The organism is Streptomyces sp. NPDC090445 (genome assembly GCF_044769385.1).
Lineage (GTDB): Bacteria > Actinomycetota > Actinomycetes > Streptomycetales > Streptomycetaceae > Streptomyces.
The window spans coordinates 456,013-482,402 of record NZ_JBIVXV010000004.1; the positions used below are offsets into that span (position 1 = coordinate 456,013).

The window sequence follows — 26,390 nt, forward strand, 5'->3', positions numbered from 1 at the left end:
CCGCAAGGCCCGCCGACACCCCGGAGCGCTCCAGTGGGACGTTATGTGATCCGGCGGCTGCTCCAGATGATCCCGGTGTTCATCGGCAGCACGTTCCTGATCTTCTTCATGGTGTACGCGCTCGGGGACCCCGTCGCCGCCCTCTTCGGCGACAAGGCCCCCGACCCCGCCACCGCCGCGCGGATCCGCAAGGACCTCTACCTCGACCGCCCCCTGTGGGAGCAGTACCTGCACTACATGGGCCAGATCTTCCAGGGGGACTTCGGCACGGCCTTCAACGGCCAGCCCGTCACCGAGCTGATGGCCTCGGCCTTCCCCGTCACCCTGCGCCTGACCTGCGTGGCGATCGTCATCGAGATCGTCGTCGGCATCACCCTCGGCGTGATCAGCGGCCTGCGCCGCGGCCGGGCCGTCGACTCCGGGGTGCTGGTCCTCACCCTGATCGTGATCTCCATCCCGACGTTCGTCACCGGCTACGTGCTCCAGTACCTCTTCGGCGTCAAATGGGGCTGGGTCCGGCCCACCGTCTCCCCGGACGCCCCCCTGAACGAGCTGATCCTGCCCGGCATCGTCCTCGCCCTGGTGTCCCTCGCGTACGTCACCCGCCTCTCGCGGACCTCCATCGCCGAGAACGCCCGCGCCGACTACGTCCGCACCGCCGTCGCCAAGGGCCTGCCGCGCCGCCGGGTCACCACCCGCCACCTGCTGCGGAACTCGCTGATCCCCGTCGTCACCTTCATCGGCACCGACATCGGCGCCCTCATGGGCGGCGCCATCGTCACCGAGCGGATCTTCAACATCCACGGCGTCGGCTACCAGCTCTACCAGGGCATCCTGCGCAACAACTCCCCGACCGTGGTCGGGTTCGTGACCATCCTCGTCATCGTCTTCCTGCTGGCGAACCTGCTCGTCGACCTGTTCTACGCGGTCCTGGACCCGAGGATCCGCTATGCCTGAGCCGGCGTACGACCCGCTGGAGCCCGGCGACAACGAGGCCATCGCACCCACAGGACAGGGCGGACAGATGGACCTGGCACTCGACGAGGCGGAAAGCCTGGAGAAGACCCTGGAACCCGACCCGGGACGGAAGGGGCCGGCCGAGAAGGCCCGCTCCCTGTGGTCCGACGCCTGGCACCAGCTCCGCCGCAACCCCGTCTTCGTCATCTCCGCCCTGCTGATCCTCTTCCTCGTCATCGTCGCGATCTGGCCGCAGCTCATCGCGAGCGGCGACCCGCTCCAGTGCGACCTGTCCAAATCGCAGCAGGGATCCGAGCCCGGCCACCCCTTCGGCTACGACACCCAGGGCTGCGACGTGTACACCCGCACCGTGTACGGGGCCCGCGCCTCGATCACCGTCGGCGTGTGCGCCACCCTCGGGGCCGCGCTGCTCGGCTCGCTGCTCGGCGGGCTCGCCGGCTTCTTCGGCGGCTGGAGCGACGCGCTCCTCTCCCGCGTCGCCGACATCTTCTTCGGCATCCCGGTCGTCCTCGGCGGCCTGGTCTTCCTGTCCGTCGTCACCGGCGACACCGTCTGGCCGGTGGTCGGCTTCATCGTGCTGCTGGGCTGGCCGCAGGTGGCCCGCATCGCCCGCGGATCCGTCATCACGGCCAAGGAGAACGACTACGTCCAGGCCGCCCGGGCGCTGGGCGCCGGCCACTCCCGGCTGCTGCTGCGGCACGTGGGGCCCAACGCCGTCGCCCCCGTCATCGTCGTCGCCACGATCGCGCTCGGCACGTACATCGCCCTGGAGGCCACCCTGTCCTTCCTCGGCGTGGGCCTGCGCCCGCCCACGGTCTCCTGGGGCATCGACATCTCCAACGCGGCCCCCCAGATCCGCAACGCCCCGCACATGCTGCTCTGGCCGGCCGGCGCGCTGAGCCTGACCGTGCTCGCGTTCATCATGCTCGGCGACGCGGTCCGCGACGCCCTCGACCCCAAGCTGCGCTGAGGAGCGGGCCCATGCTGCTCGAAGTCCGGGACCTCCAGGTGGAGTTCCGCACCCGCGACGGGGTCGCCAGGGCCGTCAACGGCGTGAACTACGCCGTGGACGCCGGGGAGACGCTCGCCGTGCTCGGGGAGTCCGGCTCCGGCAAGTCGGTGACCGCCCAGGCGGTGATGGGCATCCTCGACATGCCGCCGGGCCGGATCACGGGCGGCGAGATCCTCTTCAAGGGCAAGGACCTGCTGAGGATGAAGGAGGACGAGCGGCGCAGGATCCGCGGCGCCGACATGGCGATGATCTTCCAGGACGCGCTGTCCGCACTGAACCCGGTGCTCAGCGTGGGCGCCCAGCTCGGCGAGATGTACGAGGTCCACCGCGGGATGTCGCGGAAGGACGCGCGGGCCGGGGCCGTCGAGCTGATGGAGCGGGTGAAGATCCCCGCGGCGAAGCAGCGGGTGGGGGACTACCCGCACCAGTTCTCCGGCGGCATGCGCCAGCGCATCATGATCGCGATGGCGCTGGCCCTGGAACCCTCCCTGATCATCGCGGACGAGCCGACGACGGCGCTCGACGTCACCGTGCAGGCCCAGGTGATGGACCTGCTCGCGGAGCTGCAGCGCGAGCTGAACATGGGGCTCATCCTGATCACCCACGACCTGGGCGTGGTCGCCGACGTCGCGGACCGGATCGCCGTGATGTACGCGGGCCGGATCGTCGAGGCGGCCCCGGTCCACGACATCTACAAGGCGCCCGCCCATCCCTACACCCGCGGCCTGCTCGACTCCATCCCCCGCCTCGACCAGAAGGGGCAGGAGCTGTACGCGATCAAGGGCCTGCCGCCGAACCTGCTCGCCATCCCGCCCGGCTGCGCCTTCAACCCCCGCTGCCCCATGGCGCAGCCGGTGTGCCGCAGCGACGAGCCGCCGCTGTACCCGGTCACCGGTGTGCCCGTGCCGCGCGCGAGCGCCTGCCACTTCTGGAAGGAGTGCCTCGGTGGCTGAGCCCATCCTCCAGGTCCGCGGCCTGGTCAAGCACTACCCGCTGACCCGGGGGATCCTGTTCAGGAAGCAGGTCGGCGCGGTCAAGGCGGTCGACGGCGTCTCCTTCGGGCTCGGCCGCGGCGAGACCCTGGGCATCGTCGGCGAGTCGGGCTGCGGCAAGTCCACGGTGGCCAGGATGCTGGTCAACCTGGAACGCCCCACGGCGGGCTCCATCACGTACAAGGGCGAGGACATCACGAAGCTGTCCGGCCGGGCCCTGAAGGCGGTGCGCCGCAACATCCAGATGGTGTTCCAGGACCCGTACACCTCGCTGAACCCGCGCATGACCGTCGGCGACATCATCGGCGAGCCGTACGAGATCCACCCCGAGGCCGCCCCGAAGGGCGACCGGCGCCGGCGCGTCCGGGAGCTCCTGGACGTGGTGGGCCTGAACCCCGAGTACATCAACCGCTACCCGCACCAGTTCTCCGGCGGCCAGCGCCAGCGCATCGGCATCGCCCGCGGGCTCGCCCTGCGGCCGGAGGTCATCGTGGCGGACGAGCCGGTCTCCGCGCTCGACGTGTCGGTGCAGGCGCAGGTGGTCAACCTGCTGGAGCGGCTGCAGAGGGAATTCGACCTGTCGTACGTGTTCATCGCGCACGACCTGTCCATCGTCCGGCACATCTCCGACCGGGTCGGGGTGATGTACCTCGGCCGGGTGGTGGAGATCGGCACCGACACCGAGATCTACGACCACCCCACCCACCCGTACACCCAGGCCCTGCTGTCGGCCGTCCCCGTCCCGGACCCCGAGGCGCGGGCCCACCGGGAGCGGATCATCCTGACCGGGGACGTCCCCTCGCCCGCCAACCCGCCGTCCGGCTGCCCGTTCCGCACCCGCTGCTGGAAGGCCCAGCGCCGCTGCACCGACGAGGTCCCGCTGCTGGCGGTCCCGGCGGTCTTCCCCTCGGGCCCGGCGGCGCACCCCTCGGCCTGCCACTTCGCGGCCGAGAAGCAGGTGGTGCCGCAGCCGGGGGACCTGCCGCCGCCGCCCGCACCCCCGCCCGGTCCGGAGGAGGACTAGCGGCTCGGCCCGCCCCCGGCCGCCCTGCGCCGAATGGAGGAGCGCACCCGTCGGCGCAGGAGCGCAGTCCGGGGCGCACGGGTGACGGGCTCGCGCTGACGCCCGGCGGGCCGGAATACGACCCGCCGAACCCGTACCGTTCTGACGCATTCGGCGCGAGAAGACCGGTCGGACCTTTGTGCCACCGGTTATTTCCGGCCAGGGCGGTGATTCCACCGCGTGGCGGCCGCGCACGCACCGCAGAATCCGCCGGCCGTCCGCCGTTCGGCCAACCCGCTTTACATGCAGGCAACTTGACCGTTTCTGTCCGGAGATATGGGCACGGCAGTCTGGGTTCCGTGCGGCCGTGCGGGTGCCGACGACCGGCCGGGGGGCCGTCCGTGCCCCCCGGCCGGCCACCCCCGTGACCCTGCGCATGCGCGGCGTGCGCCCCTCGTGCTGCCGGATTTCGATCGATGCGCTGGTACGGATAGTTATGATCCGTAGCGCACGGTGGGTATGACTCCGCCGAGCACTGAGTACGAGTACGCGTACCGATGTCCGCTCGTCGTGGAGGTGAAACGCCGTGGCACTCTCGATCTCGGCCGTGGTGCTGCTGGCTATCGTCGTCTTCCTGCTGGTCCGCCGGTCGGGCCTGAAGGCGGGACACGCCGCTGTCTGTGTGCTCCTCGGTTTCTATCTCGCGAGCTCGACCATTGCGCCGACGCTCTCCCAGCTGACCTCGAATGTGGCGAGCATGATCAGTGGCCTCAAGTTGTAGGCCGTTGCTCGTTAGTCTTGCCCCATGAACGGTCTTCCCGCCCGTCGTCTGCTCTTCGTGCACGCACACCCGGACGACGAGTCGATCAACAACGGCGTCACCATGGCCAAGTACGCGGCCGAGGGCGCCCACGTCGCGCTGGTGACCTGCACCCTCGGCGAGGAGGGTGAGGTCATCCCGCCCGGCCTCGCCCACCTGGCGGCCGACCGCGACGACACCCTCGGCACCCACCGCATCGGCGAGCTGGCCGCGGCCATGGCGGAACTCGGGGTCACCGACCACCGGTTCCTCGGCGGCCCCGGCCGCTTCCGCGACTCCGGGATGATGGGGCTGGAGCAGAACCAGCGCCCCGGCTCCTTCTGGTCGGCGGACGTCGACGAGGCCGCCGCGTACCTCGTCGAGGTCATCCGCGAGCTGCGCCCGCAGGTCCTCGTGACCTACGACCCGGACGGCGGCTACGGACACCCCGACCACATCCAGGCCCACCGCGTCGCCACGCGCGCCGTGGAGCTGGCCGCGGAGCCCGCCTACCGGCGCGACCTCGGCGACCCGCACGCGGTCGGGAAGGTCTACTGGAACCGGGTGCCGCGCTCGGTGGTCGAGGAGGGCTTCGCCCGGCTGCGCGCGGCCGGCACCAAGACCCCCTTCCCGGGCCTGGCTTCGCCGGAGGACGTGCCCGGCGTCGTCGCCGACGAGCTCATCACCGCCGAGATCGCCGCCGGCGAGCCGGCCGTGGCGGCCAAGGCAGCCGCGATGCGGGCGCACGCCACCCAGATCGCCGTGGACGGCCCCTTCTTCGCGCTCTCCAACGACCTGGCGCAGCCCCTGTTCGCCCGCGAGTACTACGAGCTGGTCCAGGGCAGCCCCGGCGCCCCGGCCGGCGAGCGCGAGCACGACCTGTTCGCGGGGGTCGGGGCGTGACCCGGGCGTGGACCGCGGGGCGGATCGCCGTCCTCCTCGGGCTGTCGGTGCTCGGCCTGCTGACCGGCCTGGCCGGCTGGGCGGTCGTCGACCTGTGGTTCCCCGCCGGTGTGGCGCTGGCGCTGCTCGCGCTCTTCGGGCTGTTCCTCGGCGGCCGGATCGCGACCGGCACAGGCATCGGGGTGGGCGCGGCGGCGGTCGGCTGGCTCCTGGCGTACGTGGCCCTCGGCGTCCCGCGCCCCGAGGGCGACTTCCTCCTGAGTTCGTCCGCAATCGGCATGTACGTATACCTTTTGGGCGGAACCGTCGCGGCTGTGATGTGTGCCACCCTGGGCAACCCGTTCGACCGGCCGGTTTCGGCCGCGCCGCGCGCCAGGTGACAGGCCGTTGAACTCGGGCGGGGTGTCCGCTTCGGGGTGTTGGGGCCGGTCGCGCCCGGTGTGCGCCGGAGGCTGGAGGGAGGCGAAGGGGAACCTCTGATTCCCCTAGGTCAGTTGCGTTCCGGCCGCGGACAGTATGGTGGTCGGGCCGCCGAGCTGCCCGCGCACGGTATGACGGGCGGCGGAGCCAACCGGGAGAACCTGCCTTGAGTCGTGAAACCGACAGTCCGACCTCCGGGCCCCAGGGGCGCGGAGGAGCCGCATACCCCTCGGGTACCCAGCCGTACGGAACCGGCCAGCACCCGTCCGCGGACACAGCGGCGACTGCCTCGGAGGAGAACTCTGTGACCTCGAACCCGTCCACGCCCGACACCGACGGGCCGAAGACCGAGACCACCCTGACGACCCGTATCCGGATCAACATCCCGGGTTCGCGGCCGATCCCGCCGGTGGTCGTACGCAAGCCGGTCGCCGCCGACGCGGACAAGGGCCGGGACGCGCAGCCCGAGGCGGAGGCCGCGCCCGCGCGCCCGTCGGCGCCCGGGTCGCCCCGCGCACTGACCGCCGGGCCGGCCTCGTCCGCCGCACCCGCCGTGCGCGCCGCGTCGGACGCACCCGCGGCGGCCGCCGAACAGGACGACACCGGGGCCAACTGGTTCGCCCCCCGCAAGCCGCGGGCAGCCGCACCCGCCCCCGCCCAGGCCTCTGCCCCGGCCGCGCCCCTGCCGACCCGCTCCCCGGCCGCGTCCGGCCCCGCCCCGGCCCCGCTCCCGGTCCGTACGCCCGCCCCGCCGGCCCGGCCCGGCGCGGCCGCGCGCGGCGGCGCCCCGGCGGCCGGCTTCGCCCCGGGCGCCCCCGCGGCCCCCGGCCCGCGCCCCGGCGCCCCGGCGCAGGACTTCCCCGGCGGCCCGGTACAGGACTTCCCCGGTGCCCCGCAGGCGGCCGCCCCGGCCGGCCCCGGCTTCGACGGCCCCGGCTTCGACGGCCCCGGCTACGACCGCCCCGGCGCGCCCGGCGGCCCCGGTGCCGACGCCACCCAGGGCTTCCCGGCCTTCCCCGGCGACGGCGGACCCGCCACCGAGCAGTTCCCGCCCTTCGACGCCCCCGCGGGCCCGGCCGGCCCCACCGGCGGCCCCGCCCTGGGCAGCACCCCCCTGGGCGGCCCCCGCGCCGACGAGGCACCGCGCTGGCCCGGCCCCGGCATGGACGACCCGATGGCCGCGCCGGTGCCCCCGCCGGGCCCGGGCGCACCCGGTGCCTCCGCCCCGCGCAGCCCGCGGCCGGCCCCGGCGCGCCCGGCCGCGCCGAAGCCCGCCCCCAAGCCGACCAAGGTGGCCAAGGCCCGCTCCAAGCTGGTCCTGCTCGGCGGCGGCGTCTTCGCCCTGTTCGGCGTCGCCTACGGCGCCGGGCTGCTCCTGAACCACTCGGACGTCCCCAAGGGCACCACCGTCCTCGGCGTCGACATCGGCGGCAGCCGCGACGAGGCCGTCGGCAAGCTCCAGACGGCGTTCGGCAACCGCGCCGCCACCCCGCTGCAGCTGACCGTCGGCGGCAACAGGGTCGAGCTCAAGCCGGAGAAGGCCGGCCTGTCCCTCGACGCGCCGACCACCGTCCGCAACGCCGCCGGCAGCGACTACAACCCCATCACGGTCATCGGCTCGCTCCTCGGCAACCAGCGCGTCGCCGACCCCGTGCTGCCCGTCGACGACGAGAAGCTCCGGGTCGCGCTCCAGGAGCTGGCCGGCACCGCCGGCACCGTCACCGAGGGCACCATCAAGTTCGACACGGGCAAGGCCGTCGCCGTCCCCGGCAAGGCCGGCACCACCCTCGACGCGGGCGCCTCCGCCGACCTGGTCGCGAAGGCCTTCCGCGAGATGGTCGCCACCGGCAAGACGGCCCCCCTCGACCTCCCGGTCGCCAACAAGGAGCCGGCCGTCGGCCAAGCCGAACTGGACCGGGCCATGAAGGAGTTCGCCGAGCCCGCCATGTCCGGCATCGCCACGGTCAAGGTCGGCCCCAAGGCCCTCGCCTTCGGCCCCAAGTCGCTGCCCAAGATCCTCAGCATGCAGGTGGTCGAGGGGCGCCTGGTCGAGAAGTACGACCTCGAAGCGCTCAAGACGACGTACGGCAACACCTTCGACGGCATCCTGATCACCCGCGGCACCGGCGACAAGACCCCGGTCACCCCGCAGGACGTGGCCGGCGCCCTCGGCAAGGCCCTGCGCGGCAAGACCGCCGCCGAACGCACCGCGACGATCGACACCAACCCCAGCTGACCGGACCCCGCCGCCCGGCACCGCACGGCCCCCGCCCGGACCCCCGGACGGGGGCCGTCCGCGTCCCGCCGCCCGCCCCGCCCGCAACCGCCCGCGCTCGGCCGCCCCCCCCGCGGTCCGCCCCGCACCCCGCGGTCCGCCCCGCCCGCCCCCCTGTCATGCCGCCCCGTCACGTCGGCCGCATGACATCCGTCATCCGCTCCCCACGACGCCGGACACTGCCGCGCACACCCCCTGACCGGCCACGATGTGGGCCATGACGACGACCCCGGCGCACACCGCCGCCGCCGTGAGGGACACCGGACCCGGCGCCGCCCCCGTGGTGAGCTTCAGCAACGTGACCAAGAGCCACGGCTCCGTTCGGGCGGTCGACGGCCTCTCCTTCGACCTCCACCCGGGCGAGACCGTCGCCCTGCTCGGCCCCAACGGCGCGGGCAAGTCCTCCACCCTCGACCTCCTCCTCGGCCTGCGCCCCGCCGACTCCGGCACCGTCCGGCTCTTCGGCACCGAGCCGCGCGAGGCCATCGCCGCCGGCCGGGTCGGCGCCATGCTCCAGAGCGGCGGCCTGATGGAGGAGGTGACGGTCCGGGAGGTCGTGGCCCTCGGCTGCGCCCTGCACCCGCGCCGCCACCCGGTCGACGAGGTGCTCAGCCGCGCCGGCATCGCCGGGATCGCCGACCGCAAGGTCAACAAGCTCTCCGGCGGCCAGGAGCAGCGTGTCCGCTTCGCCCTCGCCACCGCCGGCCGCAACGACCTGATCGTCCTCGACGAGCCCACCACCGGCATGGACGTCACCTCCCGCCAGGCCTTCTGGGCCACCCTGCGCGAGCAGGCCGCGCAGGGCCGCACCGTCCTGTTCGCCACGCACTACCTGGAGGAGGCCGACGCGATCGCCGACCGCGTCGTCGTCCTCACCAAGGGCCGGGTGCTCGCCGACGGCACCGCCGCCGAGATCAAGGCCCGCGCCGGCGCCCGCCGGATCTCCTTCGACCTCGACGCCGACGCCCGGGGCGACGAGTCCGCGCTGCGCACCCTGCCGCACCTCACCGCCTACGAACGCAACGGCGATACGGTCCGGCTCCAGTCGGCCGACGCCGACGCCACCGTGCACGCCCTCTACGCCCTGGGGCTCCACCCCCGCAACCTGGAAGTCGCCGGGCTGGGCCTGGAACAGGCCTTCATCGCCCTCACCGAGGCCGAGGAGGCCGCAGCGTCATGACCGAGCTCGTCACACTCGAAACAGCCCGTGCCCTGCGCAACAAGAAGTACCTGTTCTTCACCGTGCTCTACCCCGCCGCCCTGTTCCTGATGCTCGGCGGCACCCTGAGCGGCACCACCGAGGTCATGGGCACCGAATTGACCATGCCCGCCTTCTACATGGTCGCCATGGCCTCCTTCGGCGCCCTGACCGCCGTCCTGATGGGCAACAGCGAGCGCATCGCCAAGGAGCGCGAGCAGGGCTGGGTCCGCCAGCTGCGCCTGACCGCCCTGCCCGGCCGCGGCTACGTCCTCGCCAAGACCGCGAGCGCCGGCGTGCTGTCCCTGCCCTCCATCCTCGCCGTGTTCGTCACCGCCGCCGTCGTCAAGGACGTCCGGTTCGAGGCCTGGCAGTGGCTCGCCCTGACCGGTTCCATCTGGGCCGGCAGCCTGGTCTTCGCCGCCCTCGGCGTGGCCATCGGCTACCTGGCCAACGGGGACACCGCCCGCCCCCTGGCGATGCTCTTCTACTTCGGCCTGTCCATCCTCGGCGGCCTGTGGATGCCCACCGCCGCCTTCCCCCGGTGGCTCCAGGACATCTGCGCGTGGCTGCCGACCCACGCCTACGCGGGACTCGGCCAGGCCATCGAGCTCGGCGGCGCCCCCCACATGAAGGACGTGGCCATCCTCGCGGTGTACTTCGTACTCTTCACCGGTGCCGCCGCCTGGCTGTACCGCAAGGACTCGCTGAAGGCATGACGGGGTGGAGAGCGTGAGCACGCAGGTCAGACCGGAGCGGGGGCCGGTCCGGCCGGAGAACCGGCGCCAGAAGGCCGTGAAGGCGGTGTGGATCGGCCTGTGGCTCTTCTACCTCAGCGCCCCCGTCGGCGACCTGGTCCACGGCGGCCACGGCACCGTGGCCCGGATCCTCGGCGGCCTGGGCCTGGCCGGCTTCACCGCCTGGTACCTGGCCCTCGCCATCCGCGCCGGCCGGCCGGTCGCGGTGCCGTGGGCCGTGTGCTCCGTCGTGCTGCTCTCCGGCCTGGCCGGGACCCTGTGCCTGACGCTGGGCCGGGAATGGCTCGTGCTCTTCGTGTACGTGTCGATCGCCTCCGGCGCCGCCCTGCCCGGCAAGCTCTCCCGCTGGACGGTGCCCGGCGCGACCGCGTTGCTGGCGGCGACCGCGGGCGCCGTGCCCGGCGGCGGCGAGGACCTCGCCGACCTGCTGATCCCGGCCCTGATGGGCGGGTACGCGATGGTCGGCGTCCGCGCGATGATCCGCACCACCGTGGAACTGCGCGAGGCCCGGGCCACGGTGGCGCAGCTCGCGGCCAACGAGGAGCGCCTGCGGATGGCCCGCGACCTGCACGACCTGCTGGGGCATTCGCTGTCCCTGATCACGCTCAAGAGCGAGCTGGCCGGCCGGATGCTGCCCGACCACCCCGAGCGGGCGGCCCGGCAGGTCGCCGACATCGAGCGGGTCGGCCGGCAGGCGCTGGTCGACGTGCGGGAGGCCGTCAGCGGCTACCGGCGGGCGACGCTGCCCGGCGAACTCGCCGGGGCGAAGACCGCCCTGACGGCGGCCGGCGTCTTCGCGGACCTCCCCGCCGCGGGCGCGGACGGCCTCCCCCCGGACGGCCTCCCCGAGGACGCCGAGGCGGCCCTGGCCTGGTCGCTGCGCGAGGCGGTGACCAACGTGGTCCGGCACAGCGGCGCCAAGCGGTGCACGGTCACCCTGGAGGCGCAGCAGACCCTGGCCGGACCGCTCGTCGAGCTGTGCGTGTCCGACGACGGCACGGGCGGCCACCCGGTCCCCGGCAACGGCCTCACCGGCCTGACGGAGCGTCTGGAAGCCGTCGGCGGAAGCCTGTCGGCCGGTCCCGCCGGCAAGCGCGGATTCCGCCTGCTGGCCCGGGTGCCCCTAGGATCCGGATCATGACGACCCCGCCGGAGCCGACGGCACGCCCGATACGGATCCTCCTGGCCGAGGACCAGTCCATGGTCCGCGAGGCCCTCGCCGCCCTGCTCGGCCTGGAGCCCGACATCGAGGTGGTCGCCCAGGTGGCCCGCGGCGACGAGGTGGTGCCCGCCGCCCGTGCCCACGACGTGGACGTGGCCCTGCTCGACATCGAGATGCCGGGCATGACCGGCATCGAGGCGGCGGCCGCGCTGCGGGCGGAACTGCCCGGCCTGCGGATCGTCGTCCTGACCACCTTCGGCCGGCCCGGCTACCTGCGCGGCGCCATGGAGTCGGGGGCGTCGGCGTTCCTGGTCAAGGACGCCCCGGCCGCGCAGCTCGCCGACGCCGTGCGCAAGGTCCTGGCGGGGGAGCGGGTCATCGACCCGGTGCTGGCGGCGGCCGCCCTCGCGGAGGGCGCGAACCCGCTGACCGACCGCGAGCGGGAGGTCCTGCGGGCCGCCGAGAACGGTGCGACCAACGCGGAACTCGCCGCCGCCCTGCACCTCTCCCAGGGCACGGTCCGCAACTACCTGTCCACCGCGATCCAGAAGCTGGCCTCCCGCAACCGCGCCGAAGCGGCCCGCGCGGCCCGCGACAAGGGCTGGCTCTGACGGAGGACGCCGCCCGGCACCGGCACGGTCCGGCCCGCCCTCAGTTGAGCAGGGCGCGGGCCGAGAGGGCCTCCGACCGGATCCGCGCCGCGGCCTCGGCGTCCACCACCGCGACCACCTCCGCGTACGCCTCCAGCTCCGCCGCGCCCGTACGGAACTCCCCGCGCTCCACGAGCAGCCGGGCCCGCTCGTAGCGCAGCGACGCCGGGTGCGAGGGCAGCAGCAGCGACAGGTCCAGCGACCACAGCGCGACCGCCGACTGCTCGGGCCGCGCCGACGCCCACGCCCGGATGTTGTTCAGGATCCGCAGGACGATCTCCAGCGTCCCGGCCGGGGTGCGCGGCCCGGCCGCGAGCTCCGCCGGACCCGTGCCCGGAGACGCACCGCCGGCGAACGGGTCCACGACGACCCCCTCCTCCGGATCGCCGAAGCCCACCACGAAGTGCCCGGGCAGCCCGAGCCCGTACACGGGGGCACCCGCCCGCCGCGCGACCTCCATCCACACCACGGACAGCAGGATCGGCAGGCCCCGGCGCCGCCGCAGCACCTCGTGCAGCAGCGAGGACGACAGCCTGCCGTAATCCGCGGGCGTGCCGTGGAAGCCCAGCCGCCCGCCCAGCAGCTCCGTCACGGCCGAGGCCCAGGCCCGCGCGCCGCGCAGCCCGTACGGCAGCATGCCCGCGAGCCGGTCCAGCTCGATCTGCGCCCAGTCCATGGCCCGTTCGTCGAGCTCCGGGTCCGCCTCGGCCGCCAGCAGCAGGCACAGCACCGCCAGGTCGGGCCGCTCCGAGCGGGCCTCCTCGGCGAACAGCTCCCGGTTCCGCGCGCTCATCGGGCGGCCCGGTAGTGGTGGTAGGTGTGGTGCGGCGCGAAGCCCATGCCCTCGTACAGCGCCCGGGCCGCCGCGTTGTCCGTCTCCACCTGCAGCCAGGCCGCCGAGGCGCCCTCCTCCAGGGCCCGCGCGGCCAGCGCCGCCATCACGGCCGTGGCCAGGCCCTCGCGCCGGTGCGCCGGGTCGACCTCGACGGCTGCGAAACCGGCCCACCGGCCGTCGGCCACGAGCCGGCCGATCGCCCGCCCGGGCACCGCCGCGAACCAGACCGACGGCCCGGCGGCCAGCACCCGGCGGGCCACCGCCGGGTCGGCCACCCGCCCGTACCGGCCGAGCCACTCCTCGTCGGGGGTGCGGGACAGCACGACCCGCGCGGTGTCGGCGGCCGTGTCCGCGAGCGGCGCCAGCGCCGCGATGCGGACCTCGGCCGACACCTCGCGGACCCAGCCCCGCCGCTCCAGGCCGGCGCAGAGCACCTCCTGGGTGCCGGCCGCCCCCGTGGCGGCCTGCACATATGCCGGAAGTTCGCGTTCCGCGTACCAGGACGTCACCCGCGCGAGTGCTTCGTCCAGCGGTATCCCCGGGTCGCCGAGCGGCAGCACCGAATTGGCCCGCCGGGTGAACCCCGCGGCCGCGCGCAGCGTCCAGCCGCCCAGCGGCTCGCTCTCCAGCGGCTGCCAGGCCCGCGCCCCGACCCGCGCCAGCTCCTCGAACGAGGCCGCGGGGCCCCGCCGCCGGGCCGGCGCGGCCGGCACCACCTTGCCCGCCACCAGCGACGATTCCGCGATGCGGACCGACTCGCCGCTCTTTCGTGTGATCGTCAGCACACCCTGTTCCCACGATGTGAGAACGCCTACCGTATCGGTGAACGCGGGCGCCGTCTTCGAGCCGCTTTCCACCCGTCGTACAGAGACTCGTTTACCCACGTCAGCCGGGGTAATACGGATCTCCAGCAGCCCGCCTGCCGCGATTTCCACAGCTCTGTCCGCCCCTCCTGTTCGGATCGTGCCCGGGAACGGAGATACTAGGCGTGGGCATCGACGACGCCGCGCTCCCGCGCGATATGGACAGCCCTACCGAGGAGGAACGAGAGCGTGACCTACGTCATCGCGGAGCCTTGTGTCGACGTCAAGGACAAGGCATGCATCGAAGAGTGCCCCGTCGACTGCATCTACGAGGGCCAGCGGTCCTTGTACATCCACCCGGACGAGTGCGTCGACTGTGGTGCCTGTGAGCCGGTCTGCCCGGTCGAGGCCATCTTCTACGAGGACGACACTCCGGAGGAGTGGAAGGAGTACTACAAGGCGAACGTCGAGTTCTTCGACGAGCTCGGTTCGCCCGGTGGTGCCTCGAAGCTGGGCCTGATCGAGCGGGATCACCCCTTCATCGCCGCGCTGCCGCCCATGGGCGAAGGCCACTGACGGCCGCAGCCCACGGCAGCACGCCATTCTCGGTCCCGTACGGCCCCGCGCCGGGCGGGACCGAGCCGTTTGTCCCCGTCCCGGCACGCAGTTCCGGCAGCCAGGCCGGCACGCACGAGAGAGCAGAGAGCACCGTGGCCGCAGTATCCGCACGTCTTCCCGTCTTTCCCTGGGACAAGCTGGAGCCGTACAAGGCGACGGCCGCGGCGCACCCGGACGGCATCGTCGACCTGTCGGTCGGCACGCCCGTGGACCCGGTGCCGCAGCTGATCCAGAGCGCCCTGGTCGCGGCCGCCGACTCCCCGGGCTACCCCACCGTGTGGGGCACGCCCGCGCTGCGCGACGCGATCACCGGCTGGCTGCGCGGCCGGCTCGGCGCGAGCGCCGCCGGACACCGCAACGTCCTGCCGGTCGTCGGCTCCAAGGAGCTGGTGGCCTGGCTGCCCACCCAGCTGGGCCTGGGCGCCGGGGACAAGGTCGCCTACCCGCGGCTCGCCTACCCGACCTACGAGGTCGGGGCGCGGCTGTGCGGGGCCGAGGCCGTCGTCTACGACGACCCGACCGAGCTCGACCCGGCCGGGATCAAGCTGCTGTGGCTGAACTCCCCGTCCAACCCCACCGGGAAGGTCATCCCGAAGGACGAGCTGGTCCGGATCGTCGCCTGGGCGCGCGAGCACGGGATCCTGGTCTTCAGCGACGAGTGCTACCTGGAGCTGGGCTGGGAGGCCGAGCCCGTCTCGGTGCTCCACGACGACGTGTGCGGCGGCTCCTACGAGGGCCTCGTCGCCGTCCACTCGCTGTCCAAGCGGTCCAACCTGGCCGGCTACCGGGCCGCGTTCATCGCGGGCGACGCCGGCGTCCTCGGCGAGCTGCTGGAGATCCGCAAGCACGGCGGCATGATGACCCCCGCCCCGGTGCAGGCGGCCACGGTGGCGGCGCTCGGCGACGACGCGCACGTCGAGGAGCAGCGCGCCCGCTACGCGGCGCGGCGCGAGGCGCTGCGCGCGGCGCTCGTGGCGCACGGCTTCCGGGTCGACCACAGCGAGGCCAGCCTCTACCTGTGGGTGACCCGCGACGAGCCCTGCTGGGACACCGTCGCCCACCTCGCCGGGCTCGGCATCCTGGTCGCGCCCGGCGACTTCTACGGCGAGGCGGGCGCACAGCACGTCCGCGTCGCGTTCACGGCCACGGACGAGCGCGTCGAGGCCGCCGTCAAGCGGCTCGCCTGACGCGGGCGCGGGCGTAAGAGTCTGCGGACACAGCCCGAGGGGCCGGGAGTGCGCACTCCCGGCCCCTCGGGCCTTCGCGGGCGGTGGTCAGCCGCCCAGCGGCAGCCCGCCCAGCGGCAGGGCGCCCACCGCGTCGGCCGGGACCGCGCCGGTGAGCTGGCCGGCCGGCACCGCGCCCGTGAGCTGGCCGGCCGGCACCGCGCCCGTGAGCTGGCCCGCCGGCACCACGTCGGTCGGCAGGCCCTTGGCGGCCGGGAGCCCGCCGAGCAGGCCGCCCGCGGTGCCCGCCACGTCGGCGGGAGCGGCCGGCAGGGCCTCGGTGACGGCGGTGGCGTCCGCGGCCTCCGGGGCGGTGAGAGCGCCCAGCTGCGGCACGGCCGAGTCCAGGCCCGCGGCGCTGGCCGCGCCGGCCGCACCGACCACGGGAGCGGCCCCGGCTGCGAGCAGCAGCGCGGAACGGGCGATCCGGCGGGTCAGGGGGAGGGACATGTTGCTCCTAAGCGGTAGCGGCTGAGTACACCCCTACAACCGCTCCCGGGGCGGGGCGGGTTGCGGACCCGTTGGGTAAAGGATCGGTAACGCATCGTTTAATCGGCTTCCGGGACAAGCGCATTGGATGTGCGCCGACCAGGGCTTCCGTGCCCGCCGGGCCGCTGGCAGGGCCGCCCGCATCACCCCCGCGCGAGTGAGGCCCCGTACGCACGCACGAGGCCCCGTCAGGGGCGCAGGGAACTGCGCCGAGGAGGCCCCGTCAGGGGCGCGGGGAACTGCGCGATCAGCCACAACCGGCCCGCAGCCGACCGCCAACCCGTCGCGGCAGCTCCGCACCCCCGCGGAGCGCTACCGCCTCACGAAGATCCGGATCTCGCCCTGCGTCGCGTTGTGCGGGTCGCCGTCGCCCGACGTCCCGGCGCCGCCCTTGTCCTGCCACCGGCCCTTCTTCTGCCCGGCGATCCAGCCCTTCCGGTCGTAGGAGACCCGCACGATGTTCATCCCGCGGGCGTTGGCCACCGCCCAGCCCGCCACCGCCCGGCTGCCGCGCAGCGCCGGCTCGCCGCCGTCCTGCTTCTCCACGACGGTGATCTCGCGCTCCTCGATCCCGCCCGGCCCCCCGGCGGCCCGGGAGGGCTCCGCCGGGCTGCTGTGCAGGCCGGTCTTGGCGAAGATCCGGTTCAGCTCCGCCCGGACCTTCTCCGGGTCGCCCGGATCGGTCGGCGCCGGCCCGCCGCAGGTCACCTCGCCGGCGCCGGCGAAGGCGGCCGTCAGGACGGTCGCGTCCGGCTCGTGCTTCGCGTACGCCTGCGGGTATCCGCTCAGCTGCACCTTCTGCGCGGCCTCCGTCAGCGGCAGCCGCGAGTACCCCTTCACCTGGGCCAGCCGGTCGTAGAAGATCCCCGCCGAGTAGACGGGGTCCCTGATCTGCTCGGGCGTGCCCCAGCCCTGCGAGGGCCGCTGCTGGAACAGCCCCAGGGAGTCCCGGTCGCCGTGGTTGAGGTTGCGCAGGGCCGACTCCTGCATGGCGGTCGCCAGGGCGATGGTCACGGCCCGGTCCGGCAGCCCCTTGGCGACGCCGACGGCGGCTATCGTGGCCGCGTTCGCCGCCTGCTCCGGAGTCATGTCGTACGTACGGCGGGAGTCCCCGCCGGGAGCGTCCTCGGCCAGATCCGAGGCCGTGCAGTGCGGCGCTCCGCCGCCCCCCATCGACTCGAACCGCACGACGAGGTAGCCGACGAGGGCGAGCAGGACGCACAGGCCGGCGGCCGTGCGGAGCCGACGGCGGCGGCGGGGGCGGGGAAGATCGCTCTGGGACACGCGGCCCACCGTACTTGAGCCACGTGCCGCGTCCAGTGAGCGGACATGAGACGTTCGCCGCAGCCGCGCGGGTTAGGGTCGGGACATGTCCGAATCCGAGCTGGACCTCGCCCTCGACGCAGCCGAGCTGACCGCCCGGCTCGTCGACATCCCGTCCGTGAGCGGCGACGAGAAGGTCCTCGCCGACCTGGTGGAGCACGCCCTGCGCGGCCTCCCGCACCTCACGGTCGACCGGTACGGCAACAACGTCGTGGCGCGCACGGACCTCGGCCGGGCCGAGCGCGTCGTCCTCGCCGGCCACCTCGACACCGTGCCGATCGCCGGCAACGTCCCGTCCCGCCTCGACGAGAACGGCGTCCTGTGGGGCTGCGGCACGACCGACATGAAGTCCGGCGTCGCCGTGCAGCTGCGCATCGCGGCCACCGTGCCCGCGCCCAACCGCGACCTCACCTTCGTCTTCTACGACCAGGAGGAGGTCGCCGCCGACCTCAACGGCCTGGGCAAGGTCGCCGAGGCCCACCCCGACTGGCTCACCGGCGATTTCGCCGTCCTGCTGGAGCCGTCCAACGCCGAGGTCGAGGGCGGCTGCCAGGGCACCCTGCGGGTGCTGCTGCGCACCGCCGGCGAGCGCGCCCACTCCGCCCGCAGCTGGATGGGCTCCAACGCCATCCACGCGGCCGCCCCGATCCTGGCCCGGCTCGCCGCGTACGAGCCCCGCAGGCCCGTCATCGACGGCCTGCAGTACCACGAGGGCCTCAACGCGGTCCGCATCGAGGGCGGCGTCGCCAACAACGTCATCCCCGACGCCTGCACGGTGACGGTCAACTTCCGCTACGCCCCCGACCGCAGCGAGGCCGAGGCCCTCGCCCACGTCAAGGAGGCCTTCGCGGACTGCGGCATCGCCGAGTTCGTCGTCGACGACTCCTCCGGCGGCGCCCTGCCCGGCCTGTCCCACCCCGCGGCGGTCGCCTTCATGGAGGCGGTCGGCGGGCGCGCGATGCCCAAGTTCGGCTGGACGGACGTCTCCCGCTTCAGCGCGCTCGGCGTCCCGGCGGTCAACTACGGCCCGGGCGACGCCCTGCTGGCACACAAGGTCGACGAGCGCGTGGAGACCAAGGCGATCCTGCACTGCGAGGAACGACTCCGCGCCTGGCTGACCTCCTGAATTCCGCTTCCCTTCACCTTCGTGCGCCTAGGCTGGGCCAACGATCAGCAGGAGGGAGCACATCATGGGCAACCACCGCAATTCCGACGGGACCGCCCGCCGGCGTCCCGAGGAGCAGCAGCTCGGCCCGGTACTGCGCCGGCGGGGCCAGGTGCAGGCCGGCAGCACGACGGACCAGCGGCTGCTGGACTCGGCCGGCCCCACCGAGTGGGTGCACACCGATCCCTGGCGGGTCCTGCGCATCCAGTCGGAGTTCATCGAGGGCTTCGGCACGCTGGCGGAGCTGCCGCCCGCGATCAGCGTGTTCGGCTCGGCGCGCACGCCGGCCGGCTCACCGGAGTACGAGGCCGCGGTCCGGATCGGCAGCGCGCTCGTCGAGGCCGGCTTCGCGGTGATCACGGGCGGCGGGCCGGGCGCGATGGAGGCGGCGAACAAGGGCGCGCGGGAGGCCGACGGCATCTCGGTGGGCCTGGGCATCGAGCTGCCCTTCGAGCAGGGGCTCAACCCGCACGTCGATCTCGGGCTGAACTTCCGGTACTTCTTCGTCCGCAAGACGATGTTCGTGAAGTACAGCCAGGGGTTCGTGGTCCTGCCGGGCGGACTCGGCACGCTGGACGAGCTGTTCGAGGCCCTGACCCTGGTCCAGACGCAGAAGATCACCCGGTTCCCGATCGTGCTGTTCGGCACGGAGTACTGGAGCGGCCTGGTCGACTGGCTGCGCAACACGGTGATCGCGCAGGGCAAGGCCTCCGAGCGGGACCTCTACCTCTTCCACGTCACGGACGACGTGGACGAGGCGATCAGCCTCGTGACGAAGGAAGTCGGCAAGTAGCCGAGCGCTCCGCGGGAGGTGCCGCGATGGGGTCCGGCGCCGGTCCGGTGATCGTCTGCGGCCCGGTCGTGGCTGGTCGCGCCGTTCCCCGCGCCCCTTCGGGGCGCTGCCGGACTGCCGTCGGCTTCGCCGCGGCCGCTCGGCCGAACCCGCCGCCGCCCCGGCCGCGTTCCGCGCGGCCCGGCGGCCCGGCTGGGTCGGCCGGGTGGGCTCAGGCCAGGCCCCGGCGGGCCACCGCCGGCTCCCGCAGGCCCTGGATCGAGCGGACCATCTCCAGGACCTGCCGGGTCTCGGCGACCTCGTGGACGCGGTAGACCTGCGCGCCCAGCCAGGCCGAGACCGCCGTCGTGGCCAGCGTGCCGAGCAGGCGCTCCTTGACCGGCCGGTCGAGGGTCTCGCCGACGAAGTCCTTGTTCGACAGCGAGACCAGCACCGGCCAGCCCGTCTCCGCCATCTCCGCGAGCCGCCGGGTGGCCTCCAGCGAGTGCCGCGTGTTCTTCCCGAAGTCGTGCCCCGGGTCGATCATGATCGCGTCCCGCCGGACGCCGAGGGCCGCGGCCCGCTCGGCCAGGCCCACCGTGACCCGCAGGATGTCCGCCATCACGTCCTCGTACCCGGTCCGGTGCGGCCGGGTCCGCGGCTCGACGCCGCCGGCGTGCGTGCAGACCAGACCCGCGCCGTACCGGGCGGCGACCTCCGCGAGCCTCGGATCCACCCCGCCCCAGGCGTCGTTGAGCAGGTCCGCGCCCGCCTCGCAGACGGCCTCGCCGACCTCGTGGCGCCAGGTGTCCACGCTGATCACCACGTCCGGGTGGCGGCGCCGGACCTCGGCCACGAAGCCGACCGTGCGCCGGGCCTCCTCGGCAGCGTCCACGTGCTCGCCCGGACCGGCCTTGACCCCGCCGATGTCGATGATCGCCGCGCCCTCGGCCACCGCCTGCTCCACCCGGTCCAGGGCGGGCTCGTCGCGGAACGTCGCGCCCTGGTCGTAGAAGGAGTCCGGCGTACGGTTCACGATCGCCATGATCACCGGCTCGTGGGTGTCGAACTCGCGCCTGCCCAGTCGCAGCATCCCGTTCTTTCCTCCTCAGGCGGCCCGTGCGCCGCGCCTGTGACCTTAACCTGGTGATCGGAGTGGTCCCCAGCTACCGCTGGGAGGTGCCCCCAGAGTCTCTCAGGGAGTCGATCGTGTTCTGGTTCTTGCTGATCGCGCTGGTCGTGGTCGTCGCCGCGGTCACCCTGGCGGTGGTCGGCGGCGGCTCGGAGCCCGTACTGCCCGAGGCGGAGCCGGACCGCGTCGCCGACGCGCTGCCCGAGAGCCGCCCGGTGGTGCCCGCCGACATCGACGCGCTGCGGCTGCCCGTGGCGCCCCGCGGCTACCGCATGGCCGAGGTGGACGACGTGCTGGAGCGGCTCGCGGCCGAGCTCGCCGAGCGCGACGCGCGGATCGCCGAACTGGCGGCGGCGTCCGCGCACCGCACCACCCCGGCCGCTGCCGCCGGTGCGACCGCCACCGCCACCGCGACGGCCCCGGCCGCCGCCCCCGCTGCCCCGCCTGCCGCTGACACGACCGGCCCGGCTGCCGAAGCCGACGACGATGAGGAGGCGGCGGAGGCCGTCGACCTGTCCAAGGACGCGCGGTGAGCGCCGTCGCCGGGCCCGACGGCGGCCTGCGCTGCCCGTGGGCGCTGTCCACCGAGGACTACATCGCCTACCACGACACCGAGTGGGGCCGCCCGGTGCACGGGGACGACGCCCTGTACGAGCGGCTGTGCCTGGAGGCCTTCCAGTCGGGGCTGTCCTGGCTGACCATCCTGCGGCGGCGCGAGGGCTTCCGGAAGGCGTTCGCCGACTTCGAGATCGCGGCCGTCGCCCGGTACGACGAACAGGACGCCGCCCGCCTGCTCACCGACGAGCGGATCATCCGCAACCGGGCCAAGATCGAGGCGACCCTCGCCAACGCGAAGGTCCTCGCACAGTGGGAGCCCGGCGAACTCGACGAGCTGATCTGGTCCCACGCCCCGGAACCGGGCCGCGCGGCGCCGCAGGACATCTCCGAGATCCCGGCCGTGACGCCCGAGTCCACCGCCCTGGCCAAGGCGCTGAAGAAGGCGGGCATCCGCTTCGTCGGGCCCACCACCGCCTACGCCCTGATGCAGGCCTGCGGCCTGGTCAACGACCACCTGGCCGCCTGCACGGCCCGTACCCCCGCCGCCTGACGGGGGCACGCCCCGAAGGGGCGCGGGGAACTGCGCGACCGGCCACGACGGGCCCGCAGAGGCAGCCGGCCCATCGCGCCTCCCGCGGAGCGACCGGCTCAGCGCCCCGTGTACTTCGGCTTCTCCTTGGCCAGGAAGGCCGCGACCGCGATCGCGTGGTCCTCGGAGGCGCCCGACCGCGTCTGCAGCTCGTCCTCCTTCTCCAGCGCCTCGGCGAGCGACCGACCCGCCCCGAACGCCAGCGCCTCCTTCAGCCCGGCGTAGGCGACGGTCGGGCCGTCCGCCAGCCGCCGTGCGACCCCGGCCGCGGTGTCCGCGAGCTCCGCCGCCGGCACGAGCCGGTTCACGAGGCCGAGCTCCGCCGCCTCCTGCGCGGTGATCGACCGCGGGAACAGCAGCAGGTCCGCCGCCCGGCTCGGGCCGATCAGCCGCGGCAGCGTCCACGAGAGCCCGGAGTCCGCGGACAGCCCGACCCCGGCGAAGGCGGTGGTGAAGCTCGCGGTGTCGGCCACCACCCGGTAGTCCGCGGCCAGCGCGAAGCCGAAGCCCGCCCCGGCGGCGACGCCGTTGACCCCGGCGACCACCGGCTTCGGCATCTCCGCGATCGCCCGCACGACGGGGTTGTAGTGCTCGCTCACGGTGCTCAGCGCGTTGCCCGAGCCGGACTGCCGGGCCGCCTCCAGGTTCCCCACGTGCTCCTTCAGGTCCTGGCCCACGCAGAAGGCCCGCCCGGTGGCGGTCAGCAGGACCGCCCGCACGGCCGGGTCGGCGCCCGCCGCCTGCAGGGTGTCCCGCAGGGCGACCTTCAGCTCCGTGTTCAGCGAGTTCATCGCGTCCGGGCGGTTCAGCGTGATCGTCGCGAGCCCGTCGGTCACGTCGTACAGCACGGTGTCGGCCATGGCAGGTGGTGTCCCCTCCGTCGCGGGCGGCCAGCGGATCGATACTGGCCGGTACAGGGTCAGCATGGCGGAGATCGCCGGATCGGGGCATGTGATGTGCGTCAAAGAATCGCGTGGCGTCCGCCGGCGCCGGGTGCAGGAGCGGCGGCGAAGTATCGCAGCTGGATCCCCGAAATGAGTGGTTTTGGCAGAGCGCGTTGCGCAAGCGTTCCCGGCTGATGTTGGTCATCGGGTCCTGACATGCGGGATAATGGCCTGGAAGCAATGTGTTCGATGCCGGCTTCCAGGCGCCTGAATGGGGCCGTCGGCTGACGATGAGCTGGTTTCAGGAAGGGGAACGAGCATGGCGGCCATGAAGCCGCGAACGGGCGACGGCCCGCTCGAGGTCACCAAGGAGGGGCGGGGCATCGTCATGCGCGTACCGCTCGAGGGCGGCGGTCGGCTGGTCGTCGAGCTGACGCCGGACGAGGCGAACGCCCTGGGTGACGCCCTGAAGAAGGTCGTCGGCTGACCCGTCGGCACCACCTGCACACTCTGCGCTGCCCCGGCCGCCGCAATCCGCGGCCGGGGCAGCGCTGTGCCGGGGGGCCTGCGTGAGCGGCGCCGCCGCCCGCCTCTCCGCCGTTCCCGCTCCTTTCAGCTGTTTCGGCTCTTTCGGCTGTTTCCGCTGGTTCCGCTCTTCGACGCCCTGCCTTCCCTCCCGCGTCCTCGCCCTTCCTTCCCTTCCGGCCGCGTTCCCGCCGTCCGCAACGCCGCGCGGGGGCCGCCGCCTGCCGAGAGCCGAGCCGTGACCTTCACCGCCCCCGCCCCGCCCGCCTTCGACGACTGCACTCCCCGCCAGAAGACGGCCCGGGTCCTCACCGACGTCCTGGCCCCGGCCAACCTCGTCGTCGCCCTGCTGCTGGCCGTCGGCTGGCACAGCACCGGCTCCTGGTCCGGGCTCGGCTGGGGGCTGCTCGCCGCCCTGTTCTGCGGGGTGGTGCCGATCGGGATCATCCGGCTCGGGGTGAAGCGGGGCGCCCTGACCGACCAGCACATCCGGGTGCGCCGCCAGCGGGTCGTGCCGATGGGGCTGAGCCTGCTCTCCGTCGCCGCCGCGATGGTCCTCGGCCATGCCCTCGGCGCGCCGCGCGAGGTGTTCGCGCTCGTCGTCGCCCTGCTCGTCGGGCTGGTCTCGTCCCTGCTGGTCACCCTCGGCTGGCAGATATCCCTCCACATGTCGGTGGCCGGCGGCACCGTCATGGTCCTGATACTGGTCTTCGGGGTCCCGCTGCTCGCCGCGGTGCCCGCCGCCGTGGCCGTGGGCTGGGCCCGGCTGGTCCTCAAGGCGCACACGCCCGCCCAGGTCCTGGCCGGCACCGTGCTCGGCGCCACGACCGCCCTGACCTTCGCGCTGCTGCGCTGACGCAGGCGCCGACGCCGTCTGCCGAGCGGCCCGCCGCCCCGCGGGGCGCGGGGCGCGGGGTCAGCGCCGGACCACGCAGAGCAGGCCGTCGCCCACCGGCAGCAGGGCCCCCTCCAGTGCGGGGCTCTCCCGGACGCTGCGCAGCAGTTCCCGGACCCGGAGCACCTCGGTCTCCTGGGCGGAGGAGTCGACCGTGCGCCCGTCGCAGAAGACCCCCTCGAAGCACACGAGCCCGCCGGGGCGGAGCAGGCGCAACGATTCGGCGAGGTAGTCGAGGGACTCGGCGGGGTCCCCGTCGCAGAACACGAGGTCGTACCCGCCGTCGGCGAGCCGGGGCAGGACGTCCAGGGCGCGGCCGGGGATGAAGCGGGCGCGGTTGCCCGCGAAGCCGGCGGCGCGGAAGGCCTGGCGGGCGAAGGCCTGCCGGTCCGGCTCGGGGTCGACGGTGGTCAGCACCCCGTCCGGGCGCATGCCGTGCAGGAGGTGGATGCCGGAGACGCCGGTCCCGGTGCCGATCTCGGCGACCGCCTTGGCGTCGGCGCTGGCGGCGAGCAGGCGCAGCGCGGCCCCGGTGCCGGGGGAGACGGAGCGCAGGCCCGCTTCCCTGGCCCGGTCGCGGGCCCACCGCAGAGCGTCGTCCTCGGCGACAAACGCGTCGGCGAACGCCCAGCTCGTCTGCCGGTTGCCGGTAATGACCCTCTCCTGTCCCCATAGTTGGCGCAACGGTGACTGTATCCGCTGACGTCGGGAACCCGCAGATGGGACCGTGCGTTGGACCTGTCGGCGGCGAGGTGCCGACGAGCAAGGCAAAAGGGGCGTACAGGCGGGACGGGGACGGGACGGATGGGGACGGCACCGGTCAGATCGGTGTCCCGGCCTCTCCGCACCACGGGCAAAGATAAGGCAAAAAGGCTTATCCGGAGCTGACGGGAGGGGTGGCTATGGTAGGGGCTCCACTGGACACCACCAGAGCCGATAGGGGAGGTGCGGCTGCGCCTGTGGATCGTCGAGGCGTACTGAGACGTCTCTTCTGGTCGGCGGGTGAGCCGAAATCCGTGACCGACATTGCTGACCGCATCCACACCGCCGACACCGCAACCACCGCGACCTTTGCCGCCGATGCGGGCTCGCAGGCGTGGACCCCTCCCACGTGGGAGGACATCGTCAGCACGCACAGCGCGCGGGTCTACCGCCTCGCCTACCGCCTGACGGGCAATCAGCACGACGCCGAGGACCTGACGCAGGAGGTCTTCGTCCGCGTCTTCCGCTCGCTGTCCACGTACACGCCCGGCACGTTCGAGGGCTGGCTGCACCGGATCACCACGAACCTCTTCCTCGACATGGTCCGCCGCAAGCAGCGGATCCGCTTCGACGCGCTCGCCGAGGACGCGGCCGAGCGGCTGCCGAGCCGCGAGCCCTCCCCGCAGCAGGTGCTCCACGACACCCACTTCGACGCCGATGTGCAGCAGGCGCTGGACACGCTCGCGCCCGAGTTCCGCGCGGCCGTGGTCCTCTGCGACATCGAGGGCCTGTCGTACGAGGAGATCGCCGCCACGCTCGGCGTGAAGCTCGGCACCGTGCGCAGCCGTATCCACCGGGGCCGTTCGCACCTGCGCAAGGCGCTCCGGCACCGCTCTCCCGAGGCGCGCGCGGAACAGCGCGCACTGGCGGGAGCCGCGGTGGGTGTCCCGGGTGCCGGGGGAGAGGGCGGGGCCGAGTGAGCGGAGTCAGCCCGTCCCCTGCCGAGCAGCACCTGGGTGACCGTCTTGCCGCCCTGGTCGACGGGGAGCTGAACCACGACGCGCGGGAGCGGGTCCTGGCGCACCTGGCCACGTGTGCCAAGTGCAAGGCCGAGGCCGATGCCCAGCGCCGCCTGAAGACCCTGTTCGTCGAGAGCGCACCGCCGCCGCTGTCCGCCGGTCTGCTGGCGCGGCTTCAGGGGCTGCCAGGCGAAGGCCCCGACAGCCCGCCCGGACCGCCGGGCCCGCCCGGGGCCGACACCTTCGGGTACACGCCGCCCCCGCCGGTGCAGCAGGGCTTCCGGATCCACGAGGTGGGGCGGCCGCGGCGCCGCTTCGCGTTCGTGGCGGCCGGGGCGGTGTCCCTGGCGGCGATCGCCCTGGGCGGGACGCTGCCGCTGGACCTGGTCGAGCCGAACGCGCGGGGCGAGGCCCCGGCGTCCAGGCCCGGCTCCGCCGTGCCGGCGGCCCCGGCGTCCGGGACCGGTCCCGGACCGGGCCTCGGCTCCGGACCGGCCGTGTCCGTGGCCGACGCGGTGGTCCGCGACCGGGAGCCGCGGTCCGGGATCACCGCCGGCCCGCGCCCCACGGGCCCGCTGCCACCGATCCACCCGTCGGCGTCCGCCACCCCGCGCCCGGTCTCGCTGCTCCGCTGAGCCCCGGCGCGGGCGGGGTGGGCGGTGGCCGCCCCGGGCCGGGCACCCGCCTGGTTGAATCGGCGGGCAG

At 73.8% G+C, this 26,390-nt stretch carries 29 protein-coding genes; 22 read left to right on the forward strand and 7 right to left on the reverse strand.

What is annotated here, in order from left to right; translation table 11 throughout:
* Positions 1 to 33 precede the first annotated feature (33 nt).
* The 12 genes from ACIQUT_RS12985 to ACIQUT_RS13040 all read left to right on the forward strand — a co-directional run bounded on the left by ACIQUT_RS12985 (position 34) and on the right by ACIQUT_RS13040 (position 12,111).
* The gene (locus tag ACIQUT_RS12985; RefSeq protein ID WP_403562384.1) at positions 34 to 957 is read left to right on the forward strand and encodes an ABC transporter permease; all 924 of its coding nucleotides are present in this window, start codon (positions 34 to 36) and stop codon (positions 955 to 957) included.
* Positions 950 to 1,948 (forward strand): ABC transporter permease, encoded by a 999-nt coding sequence (locus ACIQUT_RS12990; RefSeq protein WP_403562386.1) that lies wholly within the window; start codon positions 950 to 952, stop codon positions 1,946 to 1,948. The genes ACIQUT_RS12985 and ACIQUT_RS12990 overlap by 8 nt, the downstream gene beginning before the upstream one ends.
* Positions 1,949 to 1,959: 11 nt before the next feature.
* Positions 1,960 to 2,943, forward strand: coding sequence for an ABC transporter ATP-binding protein (locus ACIQUT_RS12995; protein ID WP_403562388.1), 984 nt, complete (start codon positions 1,960 to 1,962; stop codon positions 2,941 to 2,943).
* Positions 2,936 to 4,006 carry an ABC transporter ATP-binding protein gene (locus ACIQUT_RS13000; RefSeq protein WP_403562390.1) on the forward strand — a complete coding sequence of 357 codons (1,071 nt, stop codon included), beginning with the start codon at positions 2,936 to 2,938 and terminating at the stop codon, positions 4,004 to 4,006. The genes ACIQUT_RS12995 and ACIQUT_RS13000 overlap by 8 nt, the downstream gene beginning before the upstream one ends.
* A gap of 565 nt (positions 4,007 to 4,571) precedes the next feature.
* Positions 4,572 to 4,766: a hypothetical protein gene (locus ACIQUT_RS13005; protein ID WP_179174535.1), complete on the forward strand. Its 195-nt coding sequence runs from the start codon at positions 4,572 to 4,574 to the stop codon at positions 4,764 to 4,766.
* A gap of 24 nt (positions 4,767 to 4,790) precedes the next feature.
* Positions 4,791 to 5,687, forward strand: a complete 897-nt coding sequence (gene mshB, locus ACIQUT_RS13010; protein ID WP_403562392.1) for an N-acetyl-1-D-myo-inositol-2-amino-2-deoxy-alpha-D-glucopyranoside deacetylase — start codon at positions 4,791 to 4,793, stop codon at positions 5,685 to 5,687.
* A complete protein-coding gene (locus ACIQUT_RS13015) occupies positions 5,684 to 6,067 on the forward strand; it encodes a DUF6113 family protein (RefSeq protein WP_403562394.1) in 384 nt (127 codons plus the stop codon). Before mshB ends, ACIQUT_RS13015 begins: the two co-directional genes overlap by 4 nt.
* Positions 6,068 to 6,411: 344 nt before the next feature.
* A complete protein-coding gene (locus tag ACIQUT_RS13020) occupies positions 6,412 to 8,343 on the forward strand; it encodes a hypothetical protein (RefSeq protein WP_403562396.1) in 1,932 nt (643 codons plus the stop codon).
* A 256-nt stretch (positions 8,344 to 8,599) separates the two neighbouring features.
* Positions 8,600 to 9,562: an ABC transporter ATP-binding protein gene (locus tag ACIQUT_RS13025; protein ID WP_403562398.1), complete on the forward strand. Its 963-nt coding sequence runs from the start codon at positions 8,600 to 8,602 to the stop codon at positions 9,560 to 9,562.
* Positions 9,559 to 10,299 (forward strand): ABC transporter permease, encoded by a 741-nt coding sequence (locus tag ACIQUT_RS13030; RefSeq protein ID WP_403562400.1) that lies wholly within the window; start codon positions 9,559 to 9,561, stop codon positions 10,297 to 10,299. Before ACIQUT_RS13025 ends, ACIQUT_RS13030 begins: the two co-directional genes overlap by 4 nt.
* 13 nt (positions 10,300 to 10,312) lie before the next feature.
* On the forward strand, positions 10,313 to 11,479 hold the full coding sequence (locus ACIQUT_RS13035; RefSeq protein ID WP_403562402.1) for a sensor histidine kinase: 1,167 nt from the start codon (positions 10,313 to 10,315) through the stop codon (positions 11,477 to 11,479).
* Positions 11,476 to 12,111, forward strand: coding sequence for a DNA-binding response regulator (locus ACIQUT_RS13040; RefSeq protein WP_403562404.1), 636 nt, complete (start codon positions 11,476 to 11,478; stop codon positions 12,109 to 12,111). The genes ACIQUT_RS13035 and ACIQUT_RS13040 overlap by 4 nt, the downstream gene beginning before the upstream one ends.
* Before the next feature lie 40 nt (positions 12,112 to 12,151).
* Here the strand turns inward: ACIQUT_RS13040 and ACIQUT_RS13045 are convergent, their stop codons facing one another.
* Together ACIQUT_RS13045 and ACIQUT_RS13050 are read right to left on the reverse strand one after the other, a co-directional pair.
* On the reverse strand, positions 12,152 to 12,943 hold the full coding sequence (locus ACIQUT_RS13045; RefSeq protein WP_403562406.1) for a transglutaminase-like domain-containing protein: 792 nt from the start codon (positions 12,941 to 12,943) through the stop codon (positions 12,152 to 12,154).
* Positions 12,940 to 13,920: a GNAT family N-acetyltransferase gene (locus tag ACIQUT_RS13050; protein ID WP_403562408.1), complete on the reverse strand. Its 981-nt coding sequence runs from the start codon at positions 13,918 to 13,920 to the stop codon at positions 12,940 to 12,942. Before ACIQUT_RS13050 ends, ACIQUT_RS13045 begins: the two co-directional genes overlap by 4 nt.
* A gap of 117 nt (positions 13,921 to 14,037) precedes the next feature.
* Between ACIQUT_RS13050 and fdxA the strand changes: the two genes are divergently transcribed.
* Positions 14,038 to 14,364 carry a ferredoxin gene (gene fdxA / locus ACIQUT_RS13055; protein ID WP_114054017.1) on the forward strand — a complete coding sequence of 109 codons (327 nt, stop codon included), beginning with the start codon at positions 14,038 to 14,040 and terminating at the stop codon, positions 14,362 to 14,364.
* Positions 14,365 to 14,498: 134 nt separating this feature from the next.
* Positions 14,499 to 15,593 (forward strand): succinyldiaminopimelate transaminase, encoded by a 1,095-nt coding sequence (gene dapC, locus ACIQUT_RS13060; protein ID WP_403562410.1) that lies wholly within the window; start codon positions 14,499 to 14,501, stop codon positions 15,591 to 15,593.
* Positions 15,594 to 15,680: 87 nt separating this feature from the next.
* Here dapC and ACIQUT_RS13065 read toward each other — a convergent pair whose 3' ends face one another.
* Both ACIQUT_RS13065 and ACIQUT_RS13070 read right to left on the reverse strand, forming a co-directional pair.
* The gene (locus tag ACIQUT_RS13065; RefSeq protein ID WP_403562412.1) at positions 15,681 to 16,082 is read right to left on the reverse strand and encodes an ATP-binding protein; all 402 of its coding nucleotides are present in this window, start codon (positions 16,080 to 16,082) and stop codon (positions 15,681 to 15,683) included.
* A gap of 351 nt (positions 16,083 to 16,433) precedes the next feature.
* Positions 16,434 to 17,405, reverse strand: coding sequence for a hypothetical protein (locus ACIQUT_RS13070; protein ID WP_403562413.1), 972 nt, complete (start codon positions 17,403 to 17,405; stop codon positions 16,434 to 16,436).
* An 85-nt stretch (positions 17,406 to 17,490) separates the two neighbouring features.
* Between ACIQUT_RS13070 and dapE the strand changes: the two genes are divergently transcribed.
* Both dapE and ACIQUT_RS13080 read left to right on the forward strand, forming a co-directional pair.
* Positions 17,491 to 18,570 carry a succinyl-diaminopimelate desuccinylase gene (gene dapE, locus ACIQUT_RS13075; RefSeq protein WP_403562415.1) on the forward strand — a complete coding sequence of 360 codons (1,080 nt, stop codon included), beginning with the start codon at positions 17,491 to 17,493 and terminating at the stop codon, positions 18,568 to 18,570.
* Positions 18,571 to 18,634: 64 nt separating this feature from the next.
* A complete protein-coding gene (locus ACIQUT_RS13080) occupies positions 18,635 to 19,402 on the forward strand; it encodes a TIGR00730 family Rossman fold protein (RefSeq protein ID WP_403562417.1) in 768 nt (255 codons plus the stop codon).
* Between the two features lie 211 nt (positions 19,403 to 19,613).
* Here ACIQUT_RS13080 and folP read toward each other — a convergent pair whose 3' ends face one another.
* The gene (folP, locus tag ACIQUT_RS13085) at positions 19,614 to 20,474 is read right to left on the reverse strand and encodes a dihydropteroate synthase (protein WP_403562418.1); all 861 of its coding nucleotides are present in this window, start codon (positions 20,472 to 20,474) and stop codon (positions 19,614 to 19,616) included.
* A 116-nt stretch (positions 20,475 to 20,590) separates the two neighbouring features.
* Between folP and ACIQUT_RS13090 the strand changes: the two genes are divergently transcribed.
* Both ACIQUT_RS13090 and ACIQUT_RS13095 read left to right on the forward strand, forming a co-directional pair.
* Complete coding sequence (locus ACIQUT_RS13090) at positions 20,591 to 21,046, forward strand: DivIVA domain-containing protein (protein WP_403562420.1); 456 nt, start codon at positions 20,591 to 20,593, stop codon at positions 21,044 to 21,046.
* Positions 21,043 to 21,621 carry a DNA-3-methyladenine glycosylase I gene (locus ACIQUT_RS13095; protein WP_403562423.1) on the forward strand — a complete coding sequence of 193 codons (579 nt, stop codon included), beginning with the start codon at positions 21,043 to 21,045 and terminating at the stop codon, positions 21,619 to 21,621. The genes ACIQUT_RS13090 and ACIQUT_RS13095 overlap by 4 nt, the downstream gene beginning before the upstream one ends.
* Before the next feature lie 98 nt (positions 21,622 to 21,719).
* Here ACIQUT_RS13095 and ACIQUT_RS13100 read toward each other — a convergent pair whose 3' ends face one another.
* Positions 21,720 to 22,520 (reverse strand): enoyl-CoA hydratase/isomerase family protein, encoded by an 801-nt coding sequence (locus tag ACIQUT_RS13100; protein WP_403562425.1) that lies wholly within the window; start codon positions 22,518 to 22,520, stop codon positions 21,720 to 21,722.
* A gap of 343 nt (positions 22,521 to 22,863) precedes the next feature.
* On the opposite strand from ACIQUT_RS13100, the gene ACIQUT_RS13105 reads away from it, so the two are divergent.
* On the forward strand, positions 22,864 to 23,031 hold the full coding sequence (locus tag ACIQUT_RS13105) for a DUF3117 domain-containing protein (protein WP_184573330.1): 168 nt from the start codon (positions 22,864 to 22,866) through the stop codon (positions 23,029 to 23,031).
* 276 nt (positions 23,032 to 23,307) lie between these two features.
* Positions 23,308 to 23,925, forward strand: coding sequence for a hypothetical protein (locus ACIQUT_RS13110; protein ID WP_403562427.1), 618 nt, complete (start codon positions 23,308 to 23,310; stop codon positions 23,923 to 23,925).
* Between the two features lie 60 nt (positions 23,926 to 23,985).
* Here ACIQUT_RS13110 and ACIQUT_RS13115 read toward each other — a convergent pair whose 3' ends face one another.
* A complete protein-coding gene (locus tag ACIQUT_RS13115) occupies positions 23,986 to 24,648 on the reverse strand; it encodes an O-methyltransferase (protein WP_403562429.1) in 663 nt (220 codons plus the stop codon).
* Between the two features lie 218 nt (positions 24,649 to 24,866).
* On the opposite strand from ACIQUT_RS13115, the gene sigE reads away from it, so the two are divergent.
* Positions 24,867 to 25,646 carry an RNA polymerase sigma factor SigE gene (sigE, locus tag ACIQUT_RS13120; protein WP_403562430.1) on the forward strand — a complete coding sequence of 260 codons (780 nt, stop codon included), beginning with the start codon at positions 24,867 to 24,869 and terminating at the stop codon, positions 25,644 to 25,646.
* The gene (locus tag ACIQUT_RS13125) at positions 25,643 to 26,320 is read left to right on the forward strand and encodes an anti-sigma factor family protein (RefSeq protein WP_403562432.1); all 678 of its coding nucleotides are present in this window, start codon (positions 25,643 to 25,645) and stop codon (positions 26,318 to 26,320) included. Before sigE ends, ACIQUT_RS13125 begins: the two co-directional genes overlap by 4 nt.
* Positions 26,321 to 26,390: the final 70 nt, after the last annotated feature.